This is a genomic window from Bradyrhizobium sp. LLZ17, assembly GCF_041200145.1.
Lineage (GTDB): Bacteria > Pseudomonadota > Alphaproteobacteria > Rhizobiales > Xanthobacteraceae > Bradyrhizobium.
Map to the genome: position 1 here is coordinate 4,611,365 of NZ_CP165734.1, position 24,898 is coordinate 4,636,262.

The 24,898-nt window shown below is 64.9% G+C and carries 21 protein-coding genes; 13 read left to right on the plus strand and 8 right to left on the minus strand.

All coding sequences use genetic code 11. From position 1 onward, the window contains the following. Nucleotides 1-218 precede the first annotated feature (218 nt). Nucleotides 219-1,259, plus strand: a complete 1,041-nt coding sequence (obgE, locus tag AB8Z38_RS22180; RefSeq protein WP_369719932.1) for a GTPase ObgE — start codon at nucleotides 219-221, stop codon at nucleotides 1,257-1,259. A gap of 230 nt (nucleotides 1,260-1,489) precedes the next feature. Next, nucleotides 1,490-3,124, plus strand: coding sequence for an alkaline phosphatase family protein (locus tag AB8Z38_RS22185; RefSeq protein ID WP_369719933.1), 1,635 nt, complete (start codon nucleotides 1,490-1,492; stop codon nucleotides 3,122-3,124). Between the two features lie 137 nt (nucleotides 3,125-3,261). Here the strand turns inward: AB8Z38_RS22185 and AB8Z38_RS22190 are convergent, their stop codons facing one another. Next, nucleotides 3,262-4,239: a Bug family tripartite tricarboxylate transporter substrate binding protein gene (locus tag AB8Z38_RS22190; RefSeq protein WP_369719934.1), complete on the minus strand. Its 978-nt coding sequence runs from the start codon at nucleotides 4,237-4,239 to the stop codon at nucleotides 3,262-3,264. A gap of 190 nt (nucleotides 4,240-4,429) precedes the next feature. Here AB8Z38_RS22190 and proB point away from each other — a divergent pair, with 190 nt between their 5' ends. From proB to AB8Z38_RS22240, 10 genes are all read left to right on the plus strand, one after another. Next, the gene (proB, locus tag AB8Z38_RS22195) at nucleotides 4,430-5,551 is read left to right on the plus strand and encodes a glutamate 5-kinase (RefSeq protein ID WP_369719935.1); all 1,122 of its coding nucleotides are present in this window, start codon (nucleotides 4,430-4,432) and stop codon (nucleotides 5,549-5,551) included. 276 nt (nucleotides 5,552-5,827) lie between these two features. Next, a complete protein-coding gene (locus AB8Z38_RS22200) occupies nucleotides 5,828-7,072 on the plus strand; it encodes a glutamate-5-semialdehyde dehydrogenase (RefSeq protein ID WP_369719936.1) in 1,245 nt (414 codons plus the stop codon). Between the two features lie 22 nt (nucleotides 7,073-7,094). Further along, complete coding sequence (locus AB8Z38_RS22205) at nucleotides 7,095-7,739, plus strand: nicotinate-nucleotide adenylyltransferase (protein ID WP_369719937.1); 645 nt, start codon at nucleotides 7,095-7,097, stop codon at nucleotides 7,737-7,739. A 214-nt stretch (nucleotides 7,740-7,953) separates the two neighbouring features. Next, nucleotides 7,954-8,310 carry a ribosome silencing factor gene (rsfS, locus tag AB8Z38_RS22210; RefSeq protein ID WP_369719938.1) on the plus strand — a complete coding sequence of 119 codons (357 nt, stop codon included), beginning with the start codon at nucleotides 7,954-7,956 and terminating at the stop codon, nucleotides 8,308-8,310. Between the two features lie 103 nt (nucleotides 8,311-8,413). Continuing rightward, entirely contained in the window at nucleotides 8,414-8,896 is a 483-nt protein-coding gene (rlmH, locus tag AB8Z38_RS22215) for a 23S rRNA (pseudouridine(1915)-N(3))-methyltransferase RlmH (protein WP_369719939.1), read from the plus strand. 33 nt (nucleotides 8,897-8,929) lie between these two features. Next, complete coding sequence (locus AB8Z38_RS22220; protein WP_369726572.1) at nucleotides 8,930-10,255, plus strand: murein hydrolase activator EnvC; 1,326 nt, start codon at nucleotides 8,930-8,932, stop codon at nucleotides 10,253-10,255. Further along, nucleotides 10,252-11,613, plus strand: coding sequence for a S41 family peptidase (locus AB8Z38_RS22225; RefSeq protein ID WP_369719940.1), 1,362 nt, complete (start codon nucleotides 10,252-10,254; stop codon nucleotides 11,611-11,613). Before AB8Z38_RS22220 ends, AB8Z38_RS22225 begins: the two co-directional genes overlap by 4 nt. A gap of 147 nt (nucleotides 11,614-11,760) precedes the next feature. Then, on the plus strand, nucleotides 11,761-12,990 hold the full coding sequence (locus AB8Z38_RS22230) for a divergent polysaccharide deacetylase family protein (RefSeq protein WP_369719941.1): 1,230 nt from the start codon (nucleotides 11,761-11,763) through the stop codon (nucleotides 12,988-12,990). Nucleotides 12,991-13,062: 72 nt separating this feature from the next. Further along, nucleotides 13,063-13,566, plus strand: a complete 504-nt coding sequence (locus AB8Z38_RS22235) for an RNA pyrophosphohydrolase (protein WP_369719942.1) — start codon at nucleotides 13,063-13,065, stop codon at nucleotides 13,564-13,566. A gap of 81 nt (nucleotides 13,567-13,647) precedes the next feature. After that, nucleotides 13,648-14,154 carry an RNA pyrophosphohydrolase gene (locus tag AB8Z38_RS22240; protein WP_369719943.1) on the plus strand — a complete coding sequence of 169 codons (507 nt, stop codon included), beginning with the start codon at nucleotides 13,648-13,650 and terminating at the stop codon, nucleotides 14,152-14,154. Nucleotides 14,155-14,389: 235 nt separating this feature from the next. Here the strand turns inward: AB8Z38_RS22240 and AB8Z38_RS22245 are convergent, their stop codons facing one another. The 6 genes from AB8Z38_RS22245 to AB8Z38_RS22270 all read right to left on the minus strand — a co-directional run bounded on the left by AB8Z38_RS22245 (nucleotide 14,390) and on the right by AB8Z38_RS22270 (nucleotide 21,284). After that, nucleotides 14,390-16,033, minus strand: coding sequence for an adenylate/guanylate cyclase domain-containing protein (locus AB8Z38_RS22245; RefSeq protein ID WP_369719944.1), 1,644 nt, complete (start codon nucleotides 16,031-16,033; stop codon nucleotides 14,390-14,392). A 150-nt stretch (nucleotides 16,034-16,183) separates the two neighbouring features. Continuing rightward, a complete protein-coding gene (locus AB8Z38_RS22250; RefSeq protein WP_369719945.1) occupies nucleotides 16,184-16,591 on the minus strand; it encodes a F0F1 ATP synthase subunit epsilon in 408 nt (135 codons plus the stop codon). Nucleotides 16,592-16,677: 86 nt separating this feature from the next. Further along, nucleotides 16,678-18,120 carry a F0F1 ATP synthase subunit beta gene (gene atpD, locus AB8Z38_RS22255; protein WP_369719946.1) on the minus strand — a complete coding sequence of 481 codons (1,443 nt, stop codon included), beginning with the start codon at nucleotides 18,118-18,120 and terminating at the stop codon, nucleotides 16,678-16,680. A gap of 52 nt (nucleotides 18,121-18,172) precedes the next feature. Continuing rightward, the gene (locus tag AB8Z38_RS22260) at nucleotides 18,173-19,048 is read right to left on the minus strand and encodes a F0F1 ATP synthase subunit gamma (RefSeq protein ID WP_369719947.1); all 876 of its coding nucleotides are present in this window, start codon (nucleotides 19,046-19,048) and stop codon (nucleotides 18,173-18,175) included. Between the two features lie 146 nt (nucleotides 19,049-19,194). After that, on the minus strand, nucleotides 19,195-20,724 hold the full coding sequence (gene atpA / locus AB8Z38_RS22265) for a F0F1 ATP synthase subunit alpha (RefSeq protein ID WP_369719948.1): 1,530 nt from the start codon (nucleotides 20,722-20,724) through the stop codon (nucleotides 19,195-19,197). Next, the gene (locus tag AB8Z38_RS22270; protein ID WP_369719949.1) at nucleotides 20,724-21,284 is read right to left on the minus strand and encodes a F0F1 ATP synthase subunit delta; all 561 of its coding nucleotides are present in this window, start codon (nucleotides 21,282-21,284) and stop codon (nucleotides 20,724-20,726) included. The genes atpA and AB8Z38_RS22270 overlap by 1 nt, the downstream gene beginning before the upstream one ends. Nucleotides 21,285-21,922: 638 nt before the next feature. Here AB8Z38_RS22270 and AB8Z38_RS22275 point away from each other — a divergent pair. Continuing rightward, entirely contained in the window at nucleotides 21,923-22,432 is a 510-nt protein-coding gene (locus AB8Z38_RS22275) for a septal ring lytic transglycosylase RlpA family protein (RefSeq protein ID WP_369719950.1), read from the plus strand. 186 nt (nucleotides 22,433-22,618) lie between these two features. Here the strand turns inward: AB8Z38_RS22275 and AB8Z38_RS22280 are convergent, their stop codons facing one another. Beyond that, nucleotides 22,619-24,829, minus strand: coding sequence for a primosomal protein N' (locus tag AB8Z38_RS22280; RefSeq protein WP_369719951.1), 2,211 nt, complete (start codon nucleotides 24,827-24,829; stop codon nucleotides 22,619-22,621). Between the last annotated feature and the right edge of the window lie 69 nt (nucleotides 24,830-24,898).

Sequence of the window (24,898 nt, forward strand, 5' to 3'; positions counted from 1 at the left end):
ACCACCGGCGCATGTTGGGTCACAAGATAGCAATTGCCTGTCTTCGCCAAATCCCTTCCTGTGGTTATGGGTCCCGGATCTGCGCTTCGCTTGTCCGGGACGACGCGTAGGGGGCCGCCGGCCGGAAGGTTAAGCACCGGGCAAGAATCGCCGAAATTCGGCCCGTTTACGGGTAACTCCGGGTTGCCGCGCGGGACCGGCTGGCCTACCTATGGCCCATGAAATTCCTCGACGAAGCAAAGGTCTATATCCGCTCCGGTGACGGCGGGAACGGCTGCGTGGCGTTCCGCCGCGAGAAGTTCATTGAATTCGGCGGACCGTCCGGCGGCAATGGCGGCCGCGGCGGCAGCGTCATCCTCGAGGTCGCTGACGGCCTCAACACGCTGATCGATTACCGCTACCAGCAGCATTTCAAGGCCCAGAAGGGCGAGAACGGCGCAGGCTCGGACCGCCACGGCGCCAACGGCAAGGCGATCGTGCTCAAAGTGCCGGTGGGCACGCAGATCTTCGACGAAGACCGCGAGACGCTGATCCACGACTTCACCAATGTCGGCGAAAAATTCGTGCTCGCCGAGGGCGGCAATGGCGGCTTCGGCAACGCGCATTTCAAGTCCTCGACCAACCGCGCGCCGCGCAATGCCAATCCCGGCCAGCCCGGCGAGGAGCGCTGGATCTGGCTGCGGCTGAAGCTGATCGCGGACGCCGGCCTTGTCGGCCTGCCCAATGCCGGCAAATCGACCTTCCTCTCCAAGGTCAGCGCGGCCAAGCCGAAGATCGCCGACTATCCCTTCACCACGCTGCATCCGCAGCTCGGCGTCGTGAATGCCGACGGCCGCGAATTCGTGCTGGCCGACATTCCCGGCCTGATCGAGGGCGCGCATGAAGGTGCGGGTCTCGGCGACCGCTTCCTCGGCCATGTCGAGCGCTGCCGCGTGCTGCTGCATCTGGTCGATGCCACTTGCGAGCATGCCGGCAAGGCCTACAAGACGGTGCGCAACGAGCTCGATGCCTATGGCGGGCTGCTCACCGACAAGATCGAGATCGTCGCGCTGAACAAGATCGACGCGGTCGAGCCGGACGAATTGAAGAAGCAGAACGACCGGCTGAAGCGCGCCGCGAAGAAAACGCCGCTGCTGCTTGCCGGCGCCACCGGCCAGGGCGTCAAGGAAGCACTGCGCGCGCTCGCCGAGGTGATCGGCGAAAGCCCGGTCTCCGCCAAGGCGAAGAGCGCGGCCGAAGCGGAGCCGTGGTCGGCCTAAACTCTCGCCGTCGTCCCGGCGAAGGCGGGGACCCATACTCCTCACAAGAAGTTATGGCGCGAGATGGCAATGACCAATCTTCGCCAAATCGCATTCGGTGGTTATGGGTCCCGGCCTTCGCCGGGACGACGTGGAGTATGCAGCGGCAGGCTGGCGTATTCCTCGGGGAGCGGTTGTCACCGGCGTTCCAATAGCGCAGCATAAAAATCAAGAAACGACAGGGATGACACATGGCGCGGGCGAAGAATGTTCTCTGGATCATGTGCGACCAGCTTCGCTACGACTATCTCGGCTGCACCGGCCATCCCACATTGAAGACGCCGAACATCGACGCCATGGCCAAGCGTGGCGTGCTGTTCACCAAGGCCTATGTGCAGTCGCCGATCTGCGGGCCGTCGCGGATGTCGTTCTACACCGGCCGCTACATGCGCTCGCATGGCTCGCACTGGAATGGCTGGCCGCTGCGCGTCGGTGAGCCCACGCTGGGCGATCACCTGAACAAGATCGGCGTGCGCAACGTGCTGGTCGGCAAGACCCACATGGCGCCCGACCTCGAAGGCATGAAGGCGCTCGGAATCCCGCCGGAATCGATGATCGGCGTGCATGTCGCCGAATGCGGGTTTGAGCCCTACGAGCGCGATGACGGATTGCATCCGACCGGCCGGCCACGCCCGAAATACGACGCGTATCTGCGCCAGCAGGGCTTCGAAGCGCCGAACCCGTGGGAGCACTGGGCCAATTCCGGCGCTACCGACGACGGCGCGTTGCAGAACGGCTGGCTGCTGGTGCACGCCGACAAGGCCGCACGCGTGCCGGACGAGCATTCCGAGACGCCTTACATGACGCGGCGCGCGATGGACTTCATCAGCGAGGCCGAGACCGACGGCAGGCCGTGGTGCCTGCACCTGTCCTACATCAAGCCGCACTGGCCCTATATCGCGCCCGAGCCCTATGCCGGCATGTATTCGACTTCGGACATGATCCCGGTGATCCGCTCCGAGCGCGAGCGGCAAAATCCGCATCCGGTGTTCGGCGCCTATATGGACATGCGCTACTCCCGCAACATGGCGCGCGAGGAAGCCCGCGAGAAGGTGATCCCGACCTATATGGGCCTGATCACCCAGATCGACGACCAGATGGGCGTGCTGATGAGATTCCTGGAGGACCGCGGCCTCACGGAAACAACCATGATCGTGTTCACCTCCGATCACGGCGATTATCTCGGCGATCACTGGATGGGCGAGAAGGACCTATTCCACGAACAGTCCGCGAAGATCCCGCTGATCGTGATCGATCCCTCCAGCGAGGCCGACGCCACACGCGGCGCGCGCAGCGATGCGCTGGTCGAGGCGATCGATCTCGCGCCGACCTTCGTCGATTATTTCGGCGGCAAGGTGCCGGGCCACATTCTCGAAGGACGCTCGCTGCTGCCGCTGCTGCGCGGGCCGACGCCGTCCGACTGGCGCAAGGCGGCGTTCTCCGAATACGATTATTCCATGCAGGACGTGCGACTGAAGCTGAACCAGCCGATCGAACGCTGCCGCCTGTTCATGGTGTTCGACGGCCGCTGGAAATACATCCACGCCTCCGGCTTCCGCCCGATGCTGTACGACCTCGAAACCGATCCGGACGAGTTTTTGGATCGCGGCGACGATCCGGAATGTGCAGGGATCATCGCACGGCTGCAGGCCGAACTGTTCGACTGGGCGCTGCATCCGGGCGGCCACATCACCACCCCGCGCGAGAAGATCGCGGCCTATGCCGACAACCAGCTCCAGGTGAAGGGCGGGATTTTGATCGGCATCTGGGACGAGGCCGAGCTGGCGTCGATCAAGGACGGAATAGCGCAGCGCGCGAAGATGTGAGTCAGGGAGCAAAGCTCTCTCACTTCGTCATGCCCGGGCTTGTCCCGGGCATCCACGTCTTACCTCAATCGCGGATACGCGTGGATGGCCGGGTCAAGCCCGGCCATGACGACCTCACGCGTGGTGCCGCCCCGAGTTCAATTCTCGATCTTATATCCCGTCGCCTTGACGATCGGCTGCCACAACGCGACGTTCGCTGCGAGCTCCTTCGTCAATCCTTCCGGCGTCGACCCGACCGGAATCAGCCCGATCGCCGTGAGCTTCTCCTTCACCTCCGGCTTGGCAAGCGCGGCGCTCGCGGCGGCGCCGAGCTTGCCGGCAAACTCCGGTGGGCTGCCGGCGGGGAGCCACATACCGTACCAGGCATCCGCGACGAGATCGATGCCGCTCTCCTTCAGCGTCGGTACCTCGGGTGCAAACGGCGAGCGTTCCGCACTGGAGACTCCGATGATCGTCACGCCCTTGGCGCGGTGCTGCGGCAGCGCATCGGCCAATGTCGTAATACCAAACGAGATGTGGCCGCCGATGATGTCATTGAGGATCGGCGCGCTGCCGCGATAGGGCACGCGGGTCAAGGGAATGCCGAGGTCCTTCTCCAGCTTCGAGCCGGCAAAATGCGGAATGGTGCCGTTGCTCGGCACGCCGAACGAGGTCTTGTCCGGATGCGCCTTCAGCCACGCCACGAATCCCTTGAAGTCGTCGACATCCATAGCCGGACCGACCACGAGCGCGAATTCGAACCGCGCCAGCAGCGACACCGGCATGAAATCCTTCGCGGTATTGAAGCTCGGCGTGGTCTCCACCATCGGCAGCAGGTACATGGTGGGCCCTGTCGTCACCAGCACCATGCTGCCGTCGGCATTGGCGCCCTTCACCGCCTTGATGCCGATCAGGCCGTCACCGCCGGTGCGGTTCTCGACCACCATGGTCCGTTGCAGCACCGGCGCCATCTCCTGGGCAATCAAGCGACACAGCGTGTCGCCGCCCGCTCCTGCCGCGAACGGAAAGATGATCTTCGTGAGCCCGGCCTGCGCTCGCGCATCGCCCGCCTGCGCCAGCAGCGGCAGGCCGAGATATCCCCCGAGACATCCGGCCATGAACTTGCGGCGATCCATGCGTTTCCTCTTTCGGCCCGTTATTGCTTGCAGGCATTAGAACCGGGCCGGCGCCCAAGACAAGGCCGACCTTGGTGCCGTTTACCGGGCCGGCCGCCTTGCGCCGGCCATCGTCCTGCTGCAAAAGCAGGCCTTACCGGCGCCGGCTTTCGCTGCGCCGTTTCCCCGGTGAAAACAATACGCACGCGCCATGGCCAGCCCTGAACTCAGCCAATTCCGCCGCATCGTCGTCAAGGTCGGCTCCGCCCTTCTGGTGGATTCCGACAAGGGCGAAGTGCGCGCCGCCTGGCTGGCCGCGCTCGCCGACGACATGGCCAAACTGCACCGCGAGGGCCGCGACGTCCTCGTCGTGTCGTCGGGCTCGATCGCACTCGGCCGCAGCCGGCTTAAGCTGCCGCGCGGAGCACTGAAGCTGGAAGAGAGCCAGGCGGCGGCGGCCGTCGGCCAGATCGCATTGGCGCGGATCTGGTCGGAGGTGCTCGGCGCGCACGGCATCGGCGCCGGCCAGATCCTGGTGACGCTCCAGGACACCGAGGAGCGCCGCCGCTATCTCAATGCCCGCTCCACCATCGGCAAGCTGCTGGAGTGGCGCGCGATCCCCGTGATCAACGAGAACGACACCGTCGCCACCAACGAGATCCGCTACGGCGACAATGACCGCCTCGCCGCGCGCGTCGCCACCATGGCGAGCGCCGACCTGCTGGTGCTGCTGTCCGACATCGACGGGCTCTACGACGCCCCGCCGAAGAACAATCCGAACGCCAGGCTCATTCCGGTGGTCGACAGCATCTCCTCGGAGATCGAGGCGGTGGCGGGCGATGCCGAGTCCGAACTATCGCGCGGCGGCATGCGCACCAAAGTCGAAGCGGCCAAGATCGCCACCACCGGCGGCACGCATATGCTGATTGCCTCCGGCAAGATCGAGCATCCCCTGCAGGCGATCGCCGATGGCGGCCGCTGCACCTGGTTCCTGACGCCGGCCAACCCCATCACCTCGCGCAAGCGCTGGATCGCGGGGACACTGGAGCCGAAGGGGACGCTGACCATCGACGCCGGCGCCGTCACGGCGCTGCGCGCCGGCGCCAGCCTGTTGCCGGCCGGCGTGATCAAGGTCGAGGGCCAGTTCGCCCGTGGCGATGCCGTGATCGTCCGCGGCCCCGACAGCAGCGAGGTCGGCCGCGGCCTGATCGCCTATGACGCCGAGGTCGCCGAGCGGATCAAGGGCCGCTCCTCCCCGGACGTGATGGCCATTCTCGGCATCAGCGGCAGGTCCGAGATGATCCACCGCGACGATCTCGTGGTGGGCGGATAGCGCTCGGCAGGCGCCCAAACCGTCATGCCCGGGCTTGTCCCGGGCATCCACGTTCTTCCTTGCGGCAAAGACGTGGATGGCCGGATCAAGCCCAACCATGACGCGGCGGCTGAGCCAGTGCCCGAGCCCGAACCCACCTCCCGAAGCCCTGCCATACCCGCCCGGCCCTTCGCAAAAGCGGGATTTCCGTGCTAGGACACTGCCTTAGCAGAAGGTTCGAACTCCCATGGCCGCCCCCTCAAAGCCGTCGACGGCAATGCCGATCTTGCGGCGCTGATGACCGATCTCGGTACCCGTGCTCGCGCTGCCGCGCGCGTGCTGGCGCTGGCGCCGCCGGAGCAGAAGAACCGGGCGCTTGAGGCCATGGAGCGGGCGATCCGCGGCAAAGCGGCAGCGATCCTCGCCGCCAATGCCGAGGATGTCGCCGAGGCCCGCGCTTCGGGCAACGCCACCTCCTCCTTCATCGACCGGCTGACGCTGAGCCCGGCGCGGGTCGAGGGGATGGCCGAGGGCATCGGTGTCGTCCGCGGCATCGCCGATCCGGTCGGAATCGTCACCGAGAGCTGGCAGCGCCCGAACGGCATGACCATCGAGCGCGTGCGCGTGCCGCTCGGCGTCGTCGGCGTGATCTTCGAAAGCCGCCCCAATGTCGCGGCGGATGCCGGCGTGCTGTGCCTCAAGGCCGGCAATGCCGTGATCCTGCGCGGCGGCTCCGACAGCTTCCGCTCCTGCCGCGCCATCCATGAATGCCTGGTGCAGGGCCTGCGTGATGCGGGTCTTCCCGAGGCCGCCATCACGCTGGTACCGACGCGCGACCGCACGGCGGTGGGCATGATGCTGGCCGGGTTGAACGGCGCCATCGACGTCATCGTGCCGCGCGGGGGCAAGAGCCTGGTCGCGCGCGTCGAGGCGGAAGCGCGCGTGCCGGTGTTTGCGCATCTCGAAGGCGTCAACCACGTCTACATCGATGCCAGCGCCGACCTCGCCATGGCGAAGTCGATCGTGCTCAATGCCAAGATGCGCCGCACCGGCGTCTGCGGCGCGGCCGAGACGCTGCTGGTCGATCGCGCCGCTGCCGCGAGCAGCCTGAAGCCGCTGATCGAGATGCTGATCGAAGCCGGCTGCGAAGTGCGCGGCGACGACGCGGTCCAGCACATCGATGCACGCGTAAAACCCGCCAGCGAAGACGACTGGGACACCGAATATCTCGACGCGATCATCGCGGCGAAGCTGGTCGACGGCGTCGACGGCGCGATCGCGCATATCCAGAACCACGGCTCGCATCACACCGACGCGATCGTGAGCCAGGATGACGCTGCCGCGAAGAAATTTTTGAGCGAGGTCGACTCCGCGATCGTGCTGCACAATGCCTCGACGCAGTTCGCCGACGGCGGCGAGTTCGGTTTCGGCGCCGAGATCGGCATCGCCACCGGCAGATTCCATGCCCGCGGGCCGGTCGGCGCAGAACAATTGACGAGCTTCAAATATCGCGTCCACGGCACCGGGCAGACACGGCCGTAAGCAACGTCGCGAGGCGCGAACATTGAGTAACAATTTCGTCGCGCCGCGCTTCTTCGCGCAGGCCATACCGCCCTACACCGAGGGCATGCGCGTCGGACTGCTCGGCGGCTCGTTCAATCCGCCGCACCAGGCCCATCGCGCCATCAGCCAGTTCGCGCTGAAGCGATTGCAGCTCGACCGCGTCTGGTGGCTGGTAACGCCGGGCAATCCGCTGAAGGAGAACGGCACGCTGCACGAGCTCGGCGAGCGCATGCAGGCGGCGCGCGACATGGCCAACGATTCCAGGATCGAGGTGAGCTGTCTCGAATCCGTCATCCGTACCCGCTACACTATCGACACGATCAACACCTTGCGCCGCCGCCTCTCGGGCTTGCGCTTTGTCTGGATCATGGGCGCCGACAATCTCGCTCAATTCCATCGTTGGCAGCACTGGCGGCGCATCGCCGACCAGGTGCCGATGGCGGTCATCGATCGCCCGCCCCAGAGTTTTCGCGCCCTTGCCTCGCCCGCCGCCCAGGCGCTTGCGCGCTATCGCCTGCCGGAGAATGAGGCAGCCCTGCTTGCGGACCGGCCGGCGCCGGCCTGGGTTTTTCTGACCGGATTGAAGCTGAATCTCTCCTCGACCGGCTTACGGAACCCGGACGGGAGCTGGAAAGGTACGAAGTGAGACAGAATGCGCGGGCTTTAGGGGCTCTCTGGCATATTGAAACCCTTAACCCCACATGATGTAGTGTAACCAGCGAAGGCCGGATTCGGCGTTCGCGATACAGTGAAAGGAATGGTCCCTGGCCACGTCTGTATTGTCAAAGACAGCTTCACCCAAGTCTGTTTTACCCAAGGCAACGAAACCGGCGCGTAAAACATCGACCAAAGCTGCGGCCTTGAAGGCGCAACCCGACGCCGACAAGACCCTGAGCCTGATCCTCTCCCGCCTCGAGGACATGAAGGCGGAAGAGACGGTCACCATCGATCTTCGCGGCAAATCGGCCTACTCCGACTACATGATCGTCACCACGGGCCGGGCCAACCGGCACGTTGGCGCGATCGCGGAGAACGTCACGAAGAGCCTCAAGGAAACCGGTCTCAAGAACATCCACGTCGAGGGCTTGCCCAATTGCGACTGGGTGCTGATCGATTCCGGCGATGTGATCGTGCACGTGTTCAGACCCGAGGTCCGCGAGTTCTACAGTCTCGAGAGATTGTACACTCAGGGCCCAGGGGCGGCGAAGGCGATCTAGAGGCTACAGGCCGATAACGAATCGGCTGACGCGCATGCTAGCGTCGTGCGCGCGCGGGATGCGCGCGATCTCCAGGCACGACCCTCAAGCACCTTAAGGACTCATGCGTGTCATTGTCATCGCGGTGGGCCGGCTGAAGCAAGGCCCCGAACGGGAGCTTGCCGAGCGCTATTTCGAGCGGTTCGACGAGGTCGGCCGCAAGCTCGGTTTCCGCGAGCTCAACGTCCACGAAATTCCAGAGAGCCGCGCGCGCGACGCCGCGACGCGGATGACTGAGGAAGCCGCAGCGATCTCCGCGCATATCCCGGAGAAATCGATCCTGGTGGCGCTGGACGAACGCGGACAAAATCTCGATTCCACCATATTCGCACGGCATCTCGGGCGCTGGCGCGACGAGGGCGCCGGTCATACTATCTTCATGATCGGAGGGGCGGACGGACTTTCGCCCGAATTGCGCCGTAAGGCCAAGCTCGCGATTGCGTTCGGCTCTGCGACCTGGCCGCATCAAATGGTCCGCGTCATGCTTCTGGAACAGCTTTATCGGGCCGCCACCATTTTGGCCGGCCATCCCTATCACCGCGCGTGATGCGCGCCACAACGAGCACCTTTGTCAAAAGCGATGCGCGCGCCGATTCTCAATTTGTTGCTGATTGCGGGCTTCGCCGGCGCAAGCCTCGCGCAAGCCCAGACGGCAACGCCGGCGCCACAGACCGCAGCGATCTCGCCCGACGCCATCAAGCAACGCGAGCAGGAACTGGAAGCCGCGCGCGCGAGGCAGAAGAGCGCGGAGGAGGCGCAGGCCAAGCTCAAGGCCGAGATCACGTCGCTCGGCCAGGATCGTACCCAGCTCAATCAGCAATTGATCGACACCGCGGCCAACGTACGCACCGTCGAGACCAAGATCGACGAAGCCGAAGCGCGGCTGCGCACGTTGAACGGCCGCGAGCAGGCGACGCGCGCCTCGCTCGATTCGCGCCGCGCCGACATCGTCGAGGTGCTGGCGGCGTTGCAGCGCGCCGGACGGCGCAGCCCGCCGGCGCTGCTGGTGCGGCCGGAAGATGCGCTGCAATCGCTGCGCACCGCCATGCTGCTCGGCGCCGTGGTGCCGGAATTGCGCGGCCGCGCCGAAAAGATCGCAGGCGAGCTCGGCGAACTCGTGGCCTTGCGCAAGACCATCGCCGCCGAGCGCGACCAGCTCGCCTCCGACCGCGACAGGGTCCGCAATGACCAGACCCGGCTTACGGCGCTGGTCGACGAGCGGCAGCGCCAGCAGGCGGCGCGGGAAAAGGACCTCGACGCCGAAAATTCGCGCGCGATTACGCTGTCAAAACAGGTCGGCGACCTCCAGGGCCTGATCGTCAAGATGGAGCAGGACCTGCAAAGCGCCGCCAAGGCGGCTGAGAAGGCGGCCGAGGCCGCCAAGCAGGCCGAAGCAAAGGCGGCGGCGAGCGCCAAGCCCGGCCCGGGCACTTTCAAGGACCGCTCCCGAACCAGCCCGGCGATCCTGTTCGCCTCGGCCAAGGGCCTGCTGCCCTTGCCGGTTAACGGTAACAAGATCAGGGACTTTGGCGGTTCCGACGGGATCGGCGGGGTGCAAAAGGGCATTTCGCTGGCTACCCGGCCCGGCTCCCAGGTCACGACGCCGTGCGACGGCTGGGTGGTCTATGCCGGTCCGTTCCGCAGCTATGGACAACTCTTGATCCTCAATGCCGGTGGCGGGTATCATGTCCTGATCGCCGGGATGGAGCGCATTTCGGTAAACATCGGCCAGTTCGTGCTCACGGGAGAGCCGGTCGCGACCATGGGGTCGACATCTCAAGTCGCCTCCATTCTTGCCACGAACGCGAGTCAACCTGTGCTGTATGTCGAGTTCCGCAAAGACGGCACTCCAATCGATCCAGGCCCATGGTGGGCCGCAAATGAAGGCGAGAAGGTTCGCGGATGATGCGCAAGACTTCAGTTATCCTCCTCAGCGCGGCCACCGGTGCGGCGCTGACGCTGTTCGTGACCCAGCCGCGCGCGGTGTTCATCGGCTCCAGCGCGCGAGCCGCGACCGCGGACACCTATCGCCAGCTCAATCTGTTCGGCGACGTCTTCGAGCGCGTGCGCTCCGACTATGTCGAGAAGCCCGACGACACCAAGCTGATCGAATCCGCCATCAGCGGCATGCTCTCCGGCCTCGATCCGCATTCGAGCTACATGGACGCCAAGAGCTTCCGCGACATGCAGGTGCAGACCCGCGGTGAGTTCGGCGGCCTCGGCATCGAGGTCACCATGGAAGACGGCCTGATCAAGGTGGTCTCGCCGATCGACGACACGCCCGCTTCGCGCGCCGGCGTCATGGCCAACGACATCATCACCAATCTCGACGACGAGGCGGTGCAGGGCCTGACCCTGAACCAGGCCGTCGAGAAGATGCGCGGCCCCGTCAACACCAAGATCAAGCTCAAGATCGTCCGCAAGGGCCAGGACAATCCGATCGACGTCACGCTGGTGCGCGACAACATCCGCGTCCGCTCGGTGCGCGCGCGCGTCGAGGCCGACGACATCGCCTATATCCGCATCACCACCTTCAACGAGCAGACCACCGAGGGCCTCAAGAAGGAGGTCGCCAACCTCTCGAGCCAGATCGGCGACAAGCTCAAGGGCTACGTCATCGACCTCCGCAACAATCCGGGGGGCCTGCTCGAGGAAGCCGTGACCGTGTCCGACTCCTTCCTGGAGAAGGGCGAGATCGTCTCGACCCGCGGCCGCAATGCCGAGGAGACCCAGCGTCGCACCGCCCACGCGGGCGACCTGACCAAGGGCAAGCCGGTCATCGTGCTGGTCAACGGCGGCTCGGCTTCGGCCTCCGAGATCGTCGCCGGCGCGCTGCAGGACCACAAGCGTGCGACCATCGTCGGCACGCGCTCGTTCGGCAAGGGCTCGGTGCAGACCATCATCCCGCTCGGCTCGGGTAACGGCGCGCTGCGTCTGACCACGGCGCGTTATTACACGCCGTCGGGGAAGTCGATCCAGGCCAAGGGCATCGTGCCCGATATCGAAGTGCTTCAGGACGTGCCGGATGAGTTGAAGTCCCGCACCGACACCAAGGGCGAGGCCTCGCTGCGTGGCCATCTCAAGAACGACGGCGACGAGAAGACCGGCTCGCAGTCCTATGTCCCGCCGGACGCCAAGGACGACAAGGCGCTCAAGCTCGCCGACGATTTGCTCCACGGCATCAAGAGCAGCGCCTCCGCGGCGCCCACGCCGGGCAGCGACAACAAGGGCACGCCGACCGACAAGCCCAAAGCGGCGAACTAGCTCGTCGCTTCACTGATCTCTCGACAAAGGGCGGCTCCCGGAGCCGCCCTTTTTGCTTGGGCGTTTCACGCGCTCTCCGGCCTATCCCGGCCTGCCGCCGCCTGACCCCGGCGTGGTATCGTCGGCGCCAGTGATTCGGGATCGCGCATGACTGAAATGACCGATGATCTGAGCACCCCACTCGGACAGGACAAGCCGCGCCGAAAACGCCGGCTGCGGCTGCCGTTCACGGCCATGCAGGCGCTGGCCATGCTGCTCGGCCTGTTCCTGGCCGCCTTCGCCGGCTTCGCCATCTTCAACAAGGATCCGCTTGGCGGCGAGCCGATGACCCGGCTTGCGATCCGCGACCCGAAGACTACCGACGCGAAACCCGCCGCGGAACCGGCCGGACATGGGCAGGAGAGCAAACAAGAGAGCAAGCACGACACCAAGGAGGCGCCGAAGCAGACCTCCTCCGGCGAGAACAAGACCGTCACCATGATCGACGGCTCCACCGGCGCACGCCACGACGTGGTGATCGGCGGTGGCGACGCCGCCGACAAGGGCGAGGCTGCCTCCGCGGCACCGGCCGTCGTGGCCGGGATCGACTCCAAACTACTGGAGAAGTCGCGCTACGGCATGATCCCGGCGATGTCGGGGGATCTGAAGCCGTTCAACGTCTACGCGGCCGAGGCCGACCGCGCCAAGGCCGCGAAAATGCCAGTGGTCGCGATCGTGATCGGCGGCCTCGGCGTCGGTGCCGCCAAGACCACCGAGGCTATCATGAAGCTGCCTGCGGCGGTGACGCTGGCCTTCACGCCCTATGGCTCCGATCCCGGCAAGCTCGCCGAGCGGGCCCGCGCCCAGCGCCACGAGATCTTCCTCCAGATTCCGATGGAGCCCTACGATTTCCCGGACAATGATCCGGGCCCGCAGACGCTGCTGACCTCGCTGACCGTCGACCAGAACACGGACCGCCTGTACTGGCACCTGAGCCGGATGCAGGGCTACGCCGGCATCACCAATTTCATGGGCGCCCGCTTCGTGGCAACCGAGGCGGCGATGCAACCGATCATCCGCGAAGCCTCCAGGCGCGGGCTCGGCTTCTTCGACGATGGCTCCTCGCCGCGCAGCATCGCGCCCCAGGTCGCGGGAAGCCTGGCGGTTCCGTTCGGCAAGGGCGACATCGCCATCGACGCGGTGCCAACCCCGGCCGAGATCGACCGGGCCCTGAACAAGCTCGAATCGGTCGCGCGCGAGCGGGGTGTCGCGGTCGGCACCGCCTCAGCCCTCCCTGTCTCGATCGAGCGGGTCGGCGCCTGGACCAAAACTTTGAGTGACCGGGGTATCCTTTTGGTGCCATTGACAACCGCGATGCTGAAATCAAAATCCAGCTAAATCAACGAATTGGCACGGCAGTGGTCCCAGGGCTCGACAGGCCGGCCGGCAGTACGCGAGAGGTCTGGCGGAATGGCGCGTTATGAGGATCTGCCCTACCGAACCTGCGTCGGAGTGATGCTGATCAACAACAAGGGCCTGGTGTTCATCGGCCGCCGCGCCGGCGGCATCGAGCATGTCGACGACACCCATGTCTGGCAGATGCCGCAGGGCGGCGTCGATCCCGGCGAGGACACCTGGGAGGCCGCCAAGCGCGAGCTCTATGAAGAGACCAGCGTGCGCTCCGTCGAGCGGCTCGGCGAGGTGCCGGACTGGCTGATCTACGACATCCCGCGCACGGTCGCCGGCCGCGCCTGGAAGGGCCGCTACCGCGGCCAGCGTCAGAAATGGTTCGCGGTGCGCTTCACCGGCAAGGACAGCGAGATCAACGTCGCCAATCCCGGCGGCGGCCACAAGGCCGAGTTCGTGAACTGGCGCTGGGAGCCGATGAAGAACCTGACCGAGCTGATCATTCCTTTCAAGCGCCCGGTCTATGAGCGCGTGGTGAAGGAATTCTCCGCGCTCGCGGAGCAGTGATTACGCCGTCAATCCCGGACATGCGAAGCAGGACCTCAGGTGCGCGATCGCGTGTCTGGGGATAAGCGAAGAAAGAAGTCCGTGACTGATCAAAAGCCCTACCGTCCCAATGTCGGGATCGCGCTGTTCAACACCGATGGCCGTGTCCTGATCGGTCATCGCTTCAAAGGCGATGGGCCAGAGATCATCCTGCCCGGCCTCGATTGGCAGATGCCGCAAGGCGGCGTCGACGAAGGCGAGAACCTGCGCGACGCCGCGATCCGCGAGCTCTGGGAAGAAACCAGCGTCACAAGCGCGGACTATCTTGGCGAGACCGATTGGTTCACCTACGAATTCCCGCCTTACGACGGACCGCAGACCCATCGCTTGGCGAAATTCCGCGGCCAGCGCCAGAAATGGTTCGCGCTGCGCTTCACCGGTCGCGATGACGAGATCGACCCTTTGACGCCGCGCAACGGACAGCCTGCGGAGTTCGATGCGTGGCGCTGGGAAAATCTCGATCGGGTCGCCGATCTCGTCGTGCCGTTCCGGCGCGAGGTCTATCAGGTGGTGGCGAAGCAGTTCGCGCGCTTCGCCAGCAAGATTTGAAATCGCGAAAACAGGCGCGGCGCGCCTCGTCCTTCGAGACGACCGCTTCGCGGTCTCCTCAGGATGAGGCTAAGCGCAATCGCAGCTCGTCGAAACTGCTGCCGCACACTCGGTCCTCATCCTGAGGGTCCGCCAAAGGCGGGCGTCTCGAAGGATGGCCGCAGAGAAAACCTCCCCCACAAGGGAGAGGGAACGCAGCTTCGTCGGAGCGCCAAGCGAGCCTCGTCCATCAGCTCTAATTCGTCGGCCCGACCGTGAACGGGCCGATCGCGATCACGTGGCAGTCGCTGTCGTGCTTGACGCAATCGGCGAGCGCGGCGTTGACCGCGGTCTGCTCGTCCGCGGCCTTGAGGCCGAGGCCCGGGCGGCCTGAGGTGCCGACGGCGACCGCATTCCAGCCCATGGCGTCGCCGAGCTTGCGCACGACATCGTCGCGCGCATCGGCGACGATCGACGAATTGCTCGCGGCGTGGAAGAAGCCGGTGACCCTGAGCAGGGTGGGGATCGGCACGACGAAATTGTCGTCGACCGCAACAACCATGCAGGCAACCCCGGCGAGCGCACCGCAGGATTCCAGCGATCGCCGCGTCGCTTCGTCCACCGATGGAGCGCCCAGCGTCATGAAGTACTGGCCACCCGGCCCGAGCGCGACCGCGCGGGATTTCGCGGCCGGTGCAAACATGTTTTCGAGGCGTACCTTTGTCGCATCGCGCACCATCGGAAAATCCTTCGACGCGAACGGATGCTCGGTCGTGGCATCGTGCCGAAGCCAGGGTTGCGGCGGCATCGGCGGCTTGCCATGCGTATAGACGACCGAATTGCCGACGGCGTAAAGCTCGCAACGTCGCGGCGATTGCGCGGCATCCGCACGCTTCTGGCATTGATCGAGCGCCATGTTGCGCGCTGCTTCTTCGCTCGGCTGGTTGAGGCCGGTCCCGCTGAACCCGGCAATATTCAGGGCGTAGGCTTTGTAATCGTTGGATGCCGCGTACTCATTACTGAGAAAGCCGCGGGCGCGGTCGCTGATGAAGGGCACGCTGTCAGCGGAAAACTTGCCGCCTGAGGCGGCCGGCGGCGACGGCGTGGCCGCAGCCGCCGCGCTTTGGGTGGGCGTCGGCATGGGCATCGGCGCCTTCATAGCCGTCGTGGGTGTTGGGCTGGGTGACGCCGTCACCACCGGGCTCGGCACCGCCGCGACGGAAGAGGATCCGTCCTTGCTGGTCTCGAGCTTGGTGAAATAGAGGAAGCCGCTGACACCGATCGCGACGACGGAGACCACGCCGACCACCAGCGGCCACATCCAGTTCGGCGCGGGTGCGGCCTTCGCCACCTTCTTGATCTGCGGCGTTGCGTAAGTACCGTCCTCGCGCCGCATCGCCACCATGTAGGCGTGCACCGGCGTCGGGATGTTCTTGACCTCCTGCGCGCCGATATCCGCAAACTGCACCGACAGCTTGTTGGCGACCTGCTCGTGCACGGCGCGGGAGATGCAGATGCCGCCGACTTCGGCGAGGCCTTCCAGCCGTGCCGCGATGTTGACGCCGTCGCCGAGAAGATCGCCGTCGCGTTCGACCACGTCACCGATGGTGATGCCGATGCGAAACGACATCTGCCGGCTCGGCGGATAAGCCATGTTGCGGGTCCGCAAGCTTTCCTGGATGTCGATCGCGCAGCGCACCGCGTCGACCGCGCTCGGGAATTCCGCGAGCACGGCATCGCCGGCCGTGTTGAAGATGCGTCCGTTCGCCTTGGCGATGAAATCGTCGACGACGGAGCGATAGGACGCGAGACGCCGCAGCGTCTCCTCCTCGTCTTCCGCGACCAGCCTCGAATAACCGGCAATATCGGCCGCGAAAATCGCCGCGATCTTGCGTTTCATCTGCGACCGGCCCCTGGAACAAAATCCGCGAGCAGAATGCCGCTATCGGCGGCGCGGTGCAACAAAGTTTCAGCGCCCGCCACGGCCGTGACGAGCGCTGAACTTATTCAAGAATCTCGCGTCCCAAGCCCCGGAGCGGTACCCCGGGGCTTAGTGCATGGCTGTCGTATTGAGCTGCTGCTGAATGCTCTTGAAGTGATCGAGCCGCTCGATGGCGAGATCAAGCTCGCTGCCCTCGTGCTCCTTGAGGTTTTCTTCCATCTCCGAAATGGTCTCGGCGAACTGGGCCCGGTCGAGCTCGGCCAGCGAGGTCGCGACATCGGCCAGCACGGTCAGGCCCTTCTCGGAGACCTCGGCGATACCGCCGAGCACAATGATCTTCTCGTGCTTACCGGCGTTGGTGACGGTGAGAATGCCGGGCCGGATCGCAGCCACCACCGGCGCATGTCCCGCCAGCACGCCGAAATCACCTTCGACGCCGGGAATGTCGACCTGATCGACCTCGCCCGAGAATGCGAGCTTTTCCGGAGAGACGAGATCAAAATGGAAGGTGGCCATAACAAACCTGCGAATGGTGAGTAGCGAATGGCGAGTGGCAAAATAGGGAGCAGCTATTCGCCACTCCCTCTTCGCTATTCGCCAGCTTAGGCGGCCTCAGCGGCCAGCTTCTTGCCCTTCTCGATCGCCTCTTCGATGGTGCCGACCATGTAGAAAGCGGCTTCCGGCAGGTGATCATACTTGCCTTCGCAGAGGCCGCGGAAGCCCTTGATGGTGTCCGCGAGGTCGACGAACTTGCCGGGCGAGCCGGTGAAGATTTCGGCGACGTGGAACGGCTGCGACAGGAAGCGCTCGATCTTGCGGGCGCGGGCCACCGTCAGCTTGTCCTCTTCCGAAAGCTCGTCCATGCCGAGAATGGCGATGATGTCCTGGAGCGACTTGTAGCGCTGCAGCACCTGCTGGACCTGACGTGCGGTGTCGTAGTGCTCCTGACCGACGACCAGCGGCGAAAGCATGCGCGAGGTCGAATCGAGCGGGTCCACCGCGGGATAGATGCCCTTTTCAGAGATCGCGCGATTCAGCACCGTGGTCGCGTCCAAATGCGCGAACGAGGTCGCGGGCGCCGGGTCGGTCAAGTCGTCGGCCGGAACGTAGATGGCCTGCACCGAGGTGATCGAGCCCTTCTGGGTGGTGGTGATGCGCTCCTGCAGCGCGCCCATGTCGGTCGCAAGCGTCGGCTGATAACCGACCGCCGACGGAATACGGCCGAGCAGCGCCGACACTTCCGAACCGGCTTGCGTGAAGCGGAAGATGTTGTCGACGAAGAACAGCACGTCCTGGCCCTGGTCGCGGAAGTGCTCGGCGACGGTCAGGCCGGTGAGGCCGACGCGGGCGCGGGCGCCGGGCGGCTCGTTCATTTGGCCGAACACCAGCGCGCATTTCGACTTCACGCTCGGATCCGGATTGTGCGGATCGGCATTGACCTTGGACTCGATGAACTCGTGATAGAGGTCGTTGCCCTCGCGGGTCCGCTCGCCGACGCCAGCGAACACCGAATAACCGCCGTGCGCCTTGGCGACGTTGTTGATCAGCTCCTGAATCAACACGGTCTTGCCGACGCCGGCGCCGCCGAACAGGCCGATCTTGCCGCCCTTCGCATAGGGAGCAAGGAGATCGACGACCTTGATGCCGGTGACGAGAATTTCAGCTTCGGTCGACTGGTCGGTGTAGCTCGGCGCTTCCTGATGGATCGCGCGCTTGCCGTCGAACTTGATCGGACCGGCTTCGTCGATCGGCTCGCCGATGACGTTCATGATGCGACCGAGGGTACCGTCGCCGACCGGAACCGCGATCGGCTGGCCGGTGTCGGTGACTTCCTGGCCCCGCACCAGACCTTCGGTGACGTCCATCGCGATCGTGCGCACGGTGGATTCACCGAGATGCTGCGCAACTTCCAGCACGAGGCGGATGTTGCCGTTCTTGGTTTCCAGCGAATTGAGAATGGCCGGCAGATGGCCTTCGAACTGGACGTCGACGACGGCGCCCATGACCTGGGTGACGCGACCGATCTGGTTAGCTGCTGTAGCCATGAAGCTCTCCTTCGAAATTCTGGACTTGAACGACCGTCGTTTGGTTCGTGCGTCAGACCGCCTCGGCGCCGGAGATGATCTCGATCAGCTCCTTGGTGATCTGGGCTTGACGGGTTCGGTTGTAGATCTGGGTTTGCTTGCGGATCATTTCGCCGGCATTGCGGGTGGCGTTGTCCATCGAGCTCATCTGCGCGCCATAGAACGAGGCGTTGTTTTCCAGCAGCGCGCGGAAGATCTGCACCGCGATGTTGCGCGGCAACAGGCCGGACAGAAGCTCGTCTTCTTCCGGCTCATAATCGTAGGATGTCGACGATGCGTTCGCCGCCTTCTCTTCCACGACCAGCGGAATGATCTGCTGCGCGGTGGGAATCTGCGCGATCACCGACTTGAACTGCGCGTAGAACAACGTGCAGACGTCGAACTCGCCGGCGTCGAAACGCGCCAGCACCTTCTTGGCGATATCCTCGGCGTTGACGAAGCCGAGCTGACGCACGCCGCGCAGATCGAGATGCTCGACGATCTGCTTCTCGAACAGGCGGCGGAGCTGCTCGTAGCCCTTGCGGCCGACGCAGAAGAATTTCACTTCCTTGCCCTGCGCGATCAGGGCCTGGGCACGCTCGCGCGCCAGGCGCACGATCGAGGAGTTGAAAGCGCCGGAGAGGCCGCGCTCGCCGGTGCAGACCAGCAGCAGGTGAACCTGGTCCCTGCCGGTCCCGGCGAGCAGCATCGGCGCACCGGGCGAGCCTGCGGCGGCGCCGGCGATGTTCGAGATCACCGCGCTCATCTTGTCCGCATAGGGGCGCGCGGCCTCGGCCGCTTGCTGGGCGCGGCGCAATCTCGACGCGGCGACCATCTGCATGGCCTTGGTGATCTTCTGCGTCGCCTTGGTGGAGGCGATGCGGACCCGCATGTCTTTAAGTGACGCCATTCTTCGTTCACCCCGGCGATCAGCCTGTAGCTGGACCGCGACCCTATCTTATCGTCATGCCCGGGCTTGTCCCGGGCATCCACGTCTTCGTCTCCACGCGGTGACGCGTGGATGGCCGGGACAAGCCCGGCCATGACGGCTAACTGTTACGCGAAGCTCTTCGCGTAGCCTTCGACCACCGATTTCAGCTTGGCGGCGGTGTCGTCGGAGAGATCACGGCTGTCCCGGATCGCGTTGAGGATCTCGACGTTCTTGCCACGCAGCAGCGACAACAGCCCGTCCTCGAACGCGCGCACCTTGTTGACCGGCAGCGGATCGAGATAGCCGTTGGTGCCGGCCCAGATCACGCAGACCTGCTCTTCCATCTTCAGCGGCGCGAACTGCGGCTGCTTCAGCAGCTCGGTCAGGCGCGAGCCGCGGTTGAGCAGGCGCTGGGTCGAGGCATCGAGGTCGCTTCCGAACTGCGCGAACGCCGCCATCTCGCGGTACTGCGCCAGCTCGCCCTTGATCTTGCCGGCGACCTTCTTGGTGGCCTTGGTCTGCGCCGACGAACCGACGCGCGACACCGACAGACCGACGTTCACCGCGGGACGGATGCCCTGGAAGAACAGATCGGTTTCCAGGAAGATCTGGCCGTCGGTGATCGAGATGACGTTGGTCGGAATGTAGGCCGACACGTCGTTGGCCTGGGTTTCGATGACCGGCAACGCCGTCAGCGAACCCGAGCCCTGGTCCTTGTTCAGCTTCGCCGCGCGCTCGAGCAGGCGGGAATGCAGATAGAACACGTCGCCGGGATAGGCTTCGCGGCCCGGCGGGCGGCGCAGCAACAGCGACATCTGGCGGTAGGCGACGGCCTGCTTGGACAGATCGTCATAGATGATGACGGCGTGCATGCCGTTGTCGCGGAAGTACTCGCCCATGGTGCAGCCGGTGAACGGCGCGATGTACTGCATCGGCGCCGGATCCGAAGCGGTGGCGGCGACGATGATCGAGTATTCGAGCGCGCCCTGCTCTTCCAGCACTTTCACGAACTGGGCAACGGTCGAACGCTTCTGGCCGATCGCGACATAGACGCAATACAGCTTGATGTTCTCGTCCGGCTGCGCGTTGAGCGGCTTCTGGTTCAGGATGGTGTCCAGCGCGATCGCGGTCTTGCCGGTCTGGCGGTCACCGATGATCAGCTCGCGCTGGCCGCGGCCGATCGGGATCAGGGCGTCGATGGCCTTGAGACCGGTCGCCATCGGCTCGTTGACCGACTTGCGCGGAATGATGCCGGGCGCCTTGACGTCGACGCGCATGCGCTTGTCCGCCTGGATCGGACCCTTGCCGTCGATCGGATTGCCGAGCGCGTCGACGACGCGGCCGAGCAGGCCCTTGCCGACCGGCGCGTCCACGATGGCGCGGGTGCGCTTGACGGTCTGGCCTTCCTTGATCTCGCGGTCGGCGCCGAAAATGACGATACCGACATTGTCGGTTTCGAGGTTCAGCGCCATGCCGCGGGTGCCGTTCTCGAACTCGACCATTTCGCCAGCCTGGACGTTGTCCAGACCGTAGACGCGGGCGATGCCGTCGCCGACGGACAGCACCTGTCCGACTTCGGAGACTTCAGCTTCCTGGCCGAAATTCTTGATCTGGTCCTTGAGGATCGCGGAAATTTCCGCGGCGCGGATGTCCATCAGCCTGCCTCTTTCATCGCGTGCTTGATCGAATTGAGTTTGGTGCGAAGCGAACTATCGATCATGCGGCTGCCAAGCTTGACGACGAGGCCACCGATGATCGAGGGATCGATCTTCACGTTGAGCGCGACGTCCTTGCCGGTCACCGACTTCAGGGCAACCTTGAGGGCGTCGAGATTCTTGTCCGAAAGCGCCTCCGCGACGGTGACGTCGGCGGTCGCCTCGCCCTTGAACTTGGCAACGAGCGCGCGATAGGCGCGGATGACGTCAGCCACCACGAACAGGCGGCGGTTGGCGGTCAGCACTTTCAGGAAATTGGCGGCGATGCCGGCGATCCCGGCCTTGTCCAGCACGGCCGAAAGCGCCCTGGACTGGGTCTCGGCCGCGAACACCGGGCTCCGGACGAGGCGCGTCAGATCGGCGCTTTCGCTCAGGAGGCCCTCGAACCGGCCCAAATCGGCATTGACCTCGTCGACCACTTTCTGGTCGCGGGCCAGCTCGAACAGGGCCGTCGCATAACGGCCGGACACACCGGAAACGGAGGTATTTTCTGCAGCCACAGACGCGCTCTTTTAGCTGTCAAATTCGCAAGGGAAAAACCGTCGCCACAAAGCGGCGCCTAGCGATCCAAGCCCTTGGAATTCAAGCGGGACTTCGATTTTCGGCCGGCACGGGACGTGCCGGGACCGTTAAAATCGCGGCTTTGCTAACATAGCAGGCGCGCACGTGCAACATGACGCCAAATTAAAGGCACGAGGTTCTGTCGCCGGTTCATCGCAGTTGGCGACCTGTCCACGCCGACTTTCATGTCGCCCTGCCGTGTCACGGAATTGCCGCGAGCATTACCGTCGCAAGCGCGCCCATTCGTTCCTGCCCTCAGCGCATAGCGGCCATGAACACGGCTCGCTGATCCGTGAATCCGTCCGCCCGCCGAATACTTACCGAATTCTAAATGCCGCCCGCGATAACTTCATTTTACAGTATTCGTAAGTAATAGTTAGGTTAATAATTGGTTAAAGCGAAAGATTACGGAACATTGGTTGAATATCAGCGCCGGTAACAAGATGTTTCAGCCGCACACATAGCGGAATTACTGCCCAATTCACGCCTCATTGCGCAACGAAACGCCAACCCGCTCACAAACTGATGGGGGCTCCTCTAGCCACATATGTGGCAATACTAGCTTAGGGACCACTAAATGCTGTCTTTGATGAAGCTGGGCTTCGTGACCCGGCCGCGTACGGCGATCGCTTTCGCCGCTGCAACTCTCCTCATCGGTGGAACTGCCACCGAGGCTTCCGCCAAATCCAGGCATCACCACCACTACTCGCACCATTACCGCCACCACGCCGCCGAGACCGATTCCAGCGTGACCTCCGATTGGCGCAACGCCAACGCGTCCATCACGTCGTCCTCGGGCACCGGGCGCTCCTTTTCGGGCATGGCCTCGTTCTACGGCAACGAGTCCGGCAGCAAGACCGCGTCGGGCCAGCGCTTCAACCAGAACGCCATGACCGCGGCGCACCGTTCCCTGCCGTTCGGCACCAAGCTGCGCGTCACCCATGGCGGTTCCAGCGTCATCGTCACCATCAATGACCGTGGCCCGTTCGTGCGCGGCCGGGTGCTCGACCTCTCCACGGGTGCTGCCCGCGCCATCGGCCTCACCGGCGCCGGCGTCGGCCGCGTCACCGCCGAGGTCGTCTCCTAACCGCCCGACGCGCCGCGCAGCACGAGCAGCTTGCCGCGCGCGTGAACAAGCCCGCCGTCTTGGGGGACGGCGGGCTTTTTGTTGCATTGTCGTAGCCCGGAGGGAGCGCAGCGTAGTCCGGGATTCGTGCATACGGAGCGGCTGTCCCGGATTGCGCTTCGCTTCATCCGGGCTACAGCGCAGCGTCTACAAAAAGCTCTGCGGGTCGACGTCGACCTCTAACTTCTGATTGCCCTTCGGTTTCGGGCACACCGCGAGCCAATTGCGCAAATAGTCCGACAGGTCAAAACCGCGCGCGGATTTCACCAGAATGCGGAAGCGGTAGCGGCCCTTGATCACGGCGAGCGGGGCTTCCGCCGGGCCCAGCACCATCACGCGCTCGTCGCGTGGCGCCAGCGCAGCCAGCCTGCGGCCAAAGCCTTCCGCGCTCGGGCGGTCGCCGGCGGAGATGATCAGGCTCGCGAGCCGTCCGAACGGCGGATAGAGCGTGCGCTCGCGCAGATCGATCTCGCTGTCGTAGAAGGCCTCGCGGTCGCAGGCGATCAGCGCCTTCATGACGGGATGTTCCGGCTGGTGGGTCTGCAGATAGCCGACGCCGCGGCCTTGCTCGCGGCCGGCGCGACCGATCACCTGGTTGAGCAATTGCCAGGTGCGTTCCGCCGCGCGCGGATCGCCATTGCTCAGCCCCAGATCCGCATCGACCACGCCGACCAGGTTGAGCCGCGGGAAATTGTGACCCTTGGCGACGAGCTGCGTGCCGATGATGATGTCCACGCGCCCCTCCGCAATGTCGGCGAGTTCCGAGCGCATGGTCTCGATCGAGGCGATGAGATCGCTCGACAGCACCATGGTGCGCGCCTCCGGGAACAGCGCCGCCGCCTCTTCCTGCAGGCGCTCGACGCCGGGACCGACCGCGACGAGCGATTCCTCCGCCGCGCAATGCGGGCAGGTATTCGGCCGCGGCATCGAGAAGCCGCAATGGTGACAGACCAGCCGCTGGCGAAAGCGGTGATCGACCAGCCAGGCGTCGCAAATGGTGCAGGCGAAGCGGTGCCCGCAGGCGCGGCACAAGGTCAGCGGCGCGTAGCCGCGGCGATTGAGGAACAGCAGCGCCTGCTCGCGCCGCTCGATCGCGATCTTGATCTCGCCGGCAAGCCGCGGCGAGATGAAGCGGCCGCGCGCGGGCGGCTCGCGGCGCAGATCGATCGCCTCGATATGCGGCATGTGCTGGCCGCCGAAGCGCGACGCCAGCGCAATGCGCTGATAGCGCTTCTTGCGCGCATTGACCTCGGATTCGACCGACGGCGTCGCCGACGCCAGCACAATCGGAATCTTGGCGATATGCGCGCGCACCACCGCCATGTCGCGGGCGTGATAGTGCACGCCGTCGTCCTGCTTGTAGGCCTGGTCGTGCTCTTCATCGACGACAATGAGCCCGAGATTGCCGTAAGGCAAAAACAGCGCTGAGCGCGCGCCGACCACGACCGGCGCGCTGCCCTCGGAGATCGCCGCCCAATTGCGCGCGCGGGTGCGTTGGGTCAGCTCCGAATGCCATTCCAGCGGCCGCACGCCGAAGCGCTGTGCGAAGCGGTCGAGGAACTGGCCGGTCAGCGCGATCTCCGGCATCAGGATCAGGGTCTGCCTGCCGCGGCGGATGGTCTCCGCAATCGCCTCGAAATACACCTCGGTCTTGCCCGAGCCGGTGACGCCATCGAGCAGCGCGACGTGAAAGCTGCCGTTGGCGGCGAGCGCGCGCATGGCATCGACCCCGGCGCGCTGCAGCGGCGAAAAATCCGGCCGGCCAAAATCAGGATCGGGAGCAGGCGGCGGTGGCGGCGGCGGCAGCGGCTCGACCGTAAGCGTGCCTTCGTCCACGAGGCCGTCGATCACTCCGGCCGAGACGCCAGCCTCCCTGGCGGCATCGGACTTGCCGTGCAGCAACCGGTCCGACAGCAGCGCGATCACGCGCTGCCGCGCCGGGGTCAGCCGCTTCGGCGGCTCGCCGACCAGGCGCACGCCGGCGCGCACCCGCTCAGGCCCAAGATTGTCGCCCATCCGCAGGCACATGCGCAGCACCATGCCGCGCGGGCTCAGCGTGTAATTGGCGACCCAGTCGACGACCGAACGCAGTTCGGCCTTCAGCGGCGGAAGATCGAGCTTCTCGCTGACGTCCTTCAGGCGGTTGTGCAGGCGTGGATCGGGATTGGTATTTTCCGCCCAGACCACCGCGAGCACCTCGCGCGGGCCGAGCGGCACCGTGACAAGATCGCCTGCCTTCAGCTCCATGCCGCGCGGCACGCGGTAGGAATAGGCATGGTCGAGCGCAACCGGCACCAGCACGTCGACCATACGGGTCGCATTGGTTGGGGCGGTGCTGCTACTTGGCGAATGATCCATCAATGGACTTTGGCGGAGAATCGGAACCAGGGGCCTTGAGGCTAGCGCCACGCGCCGACCTTAGCGAAC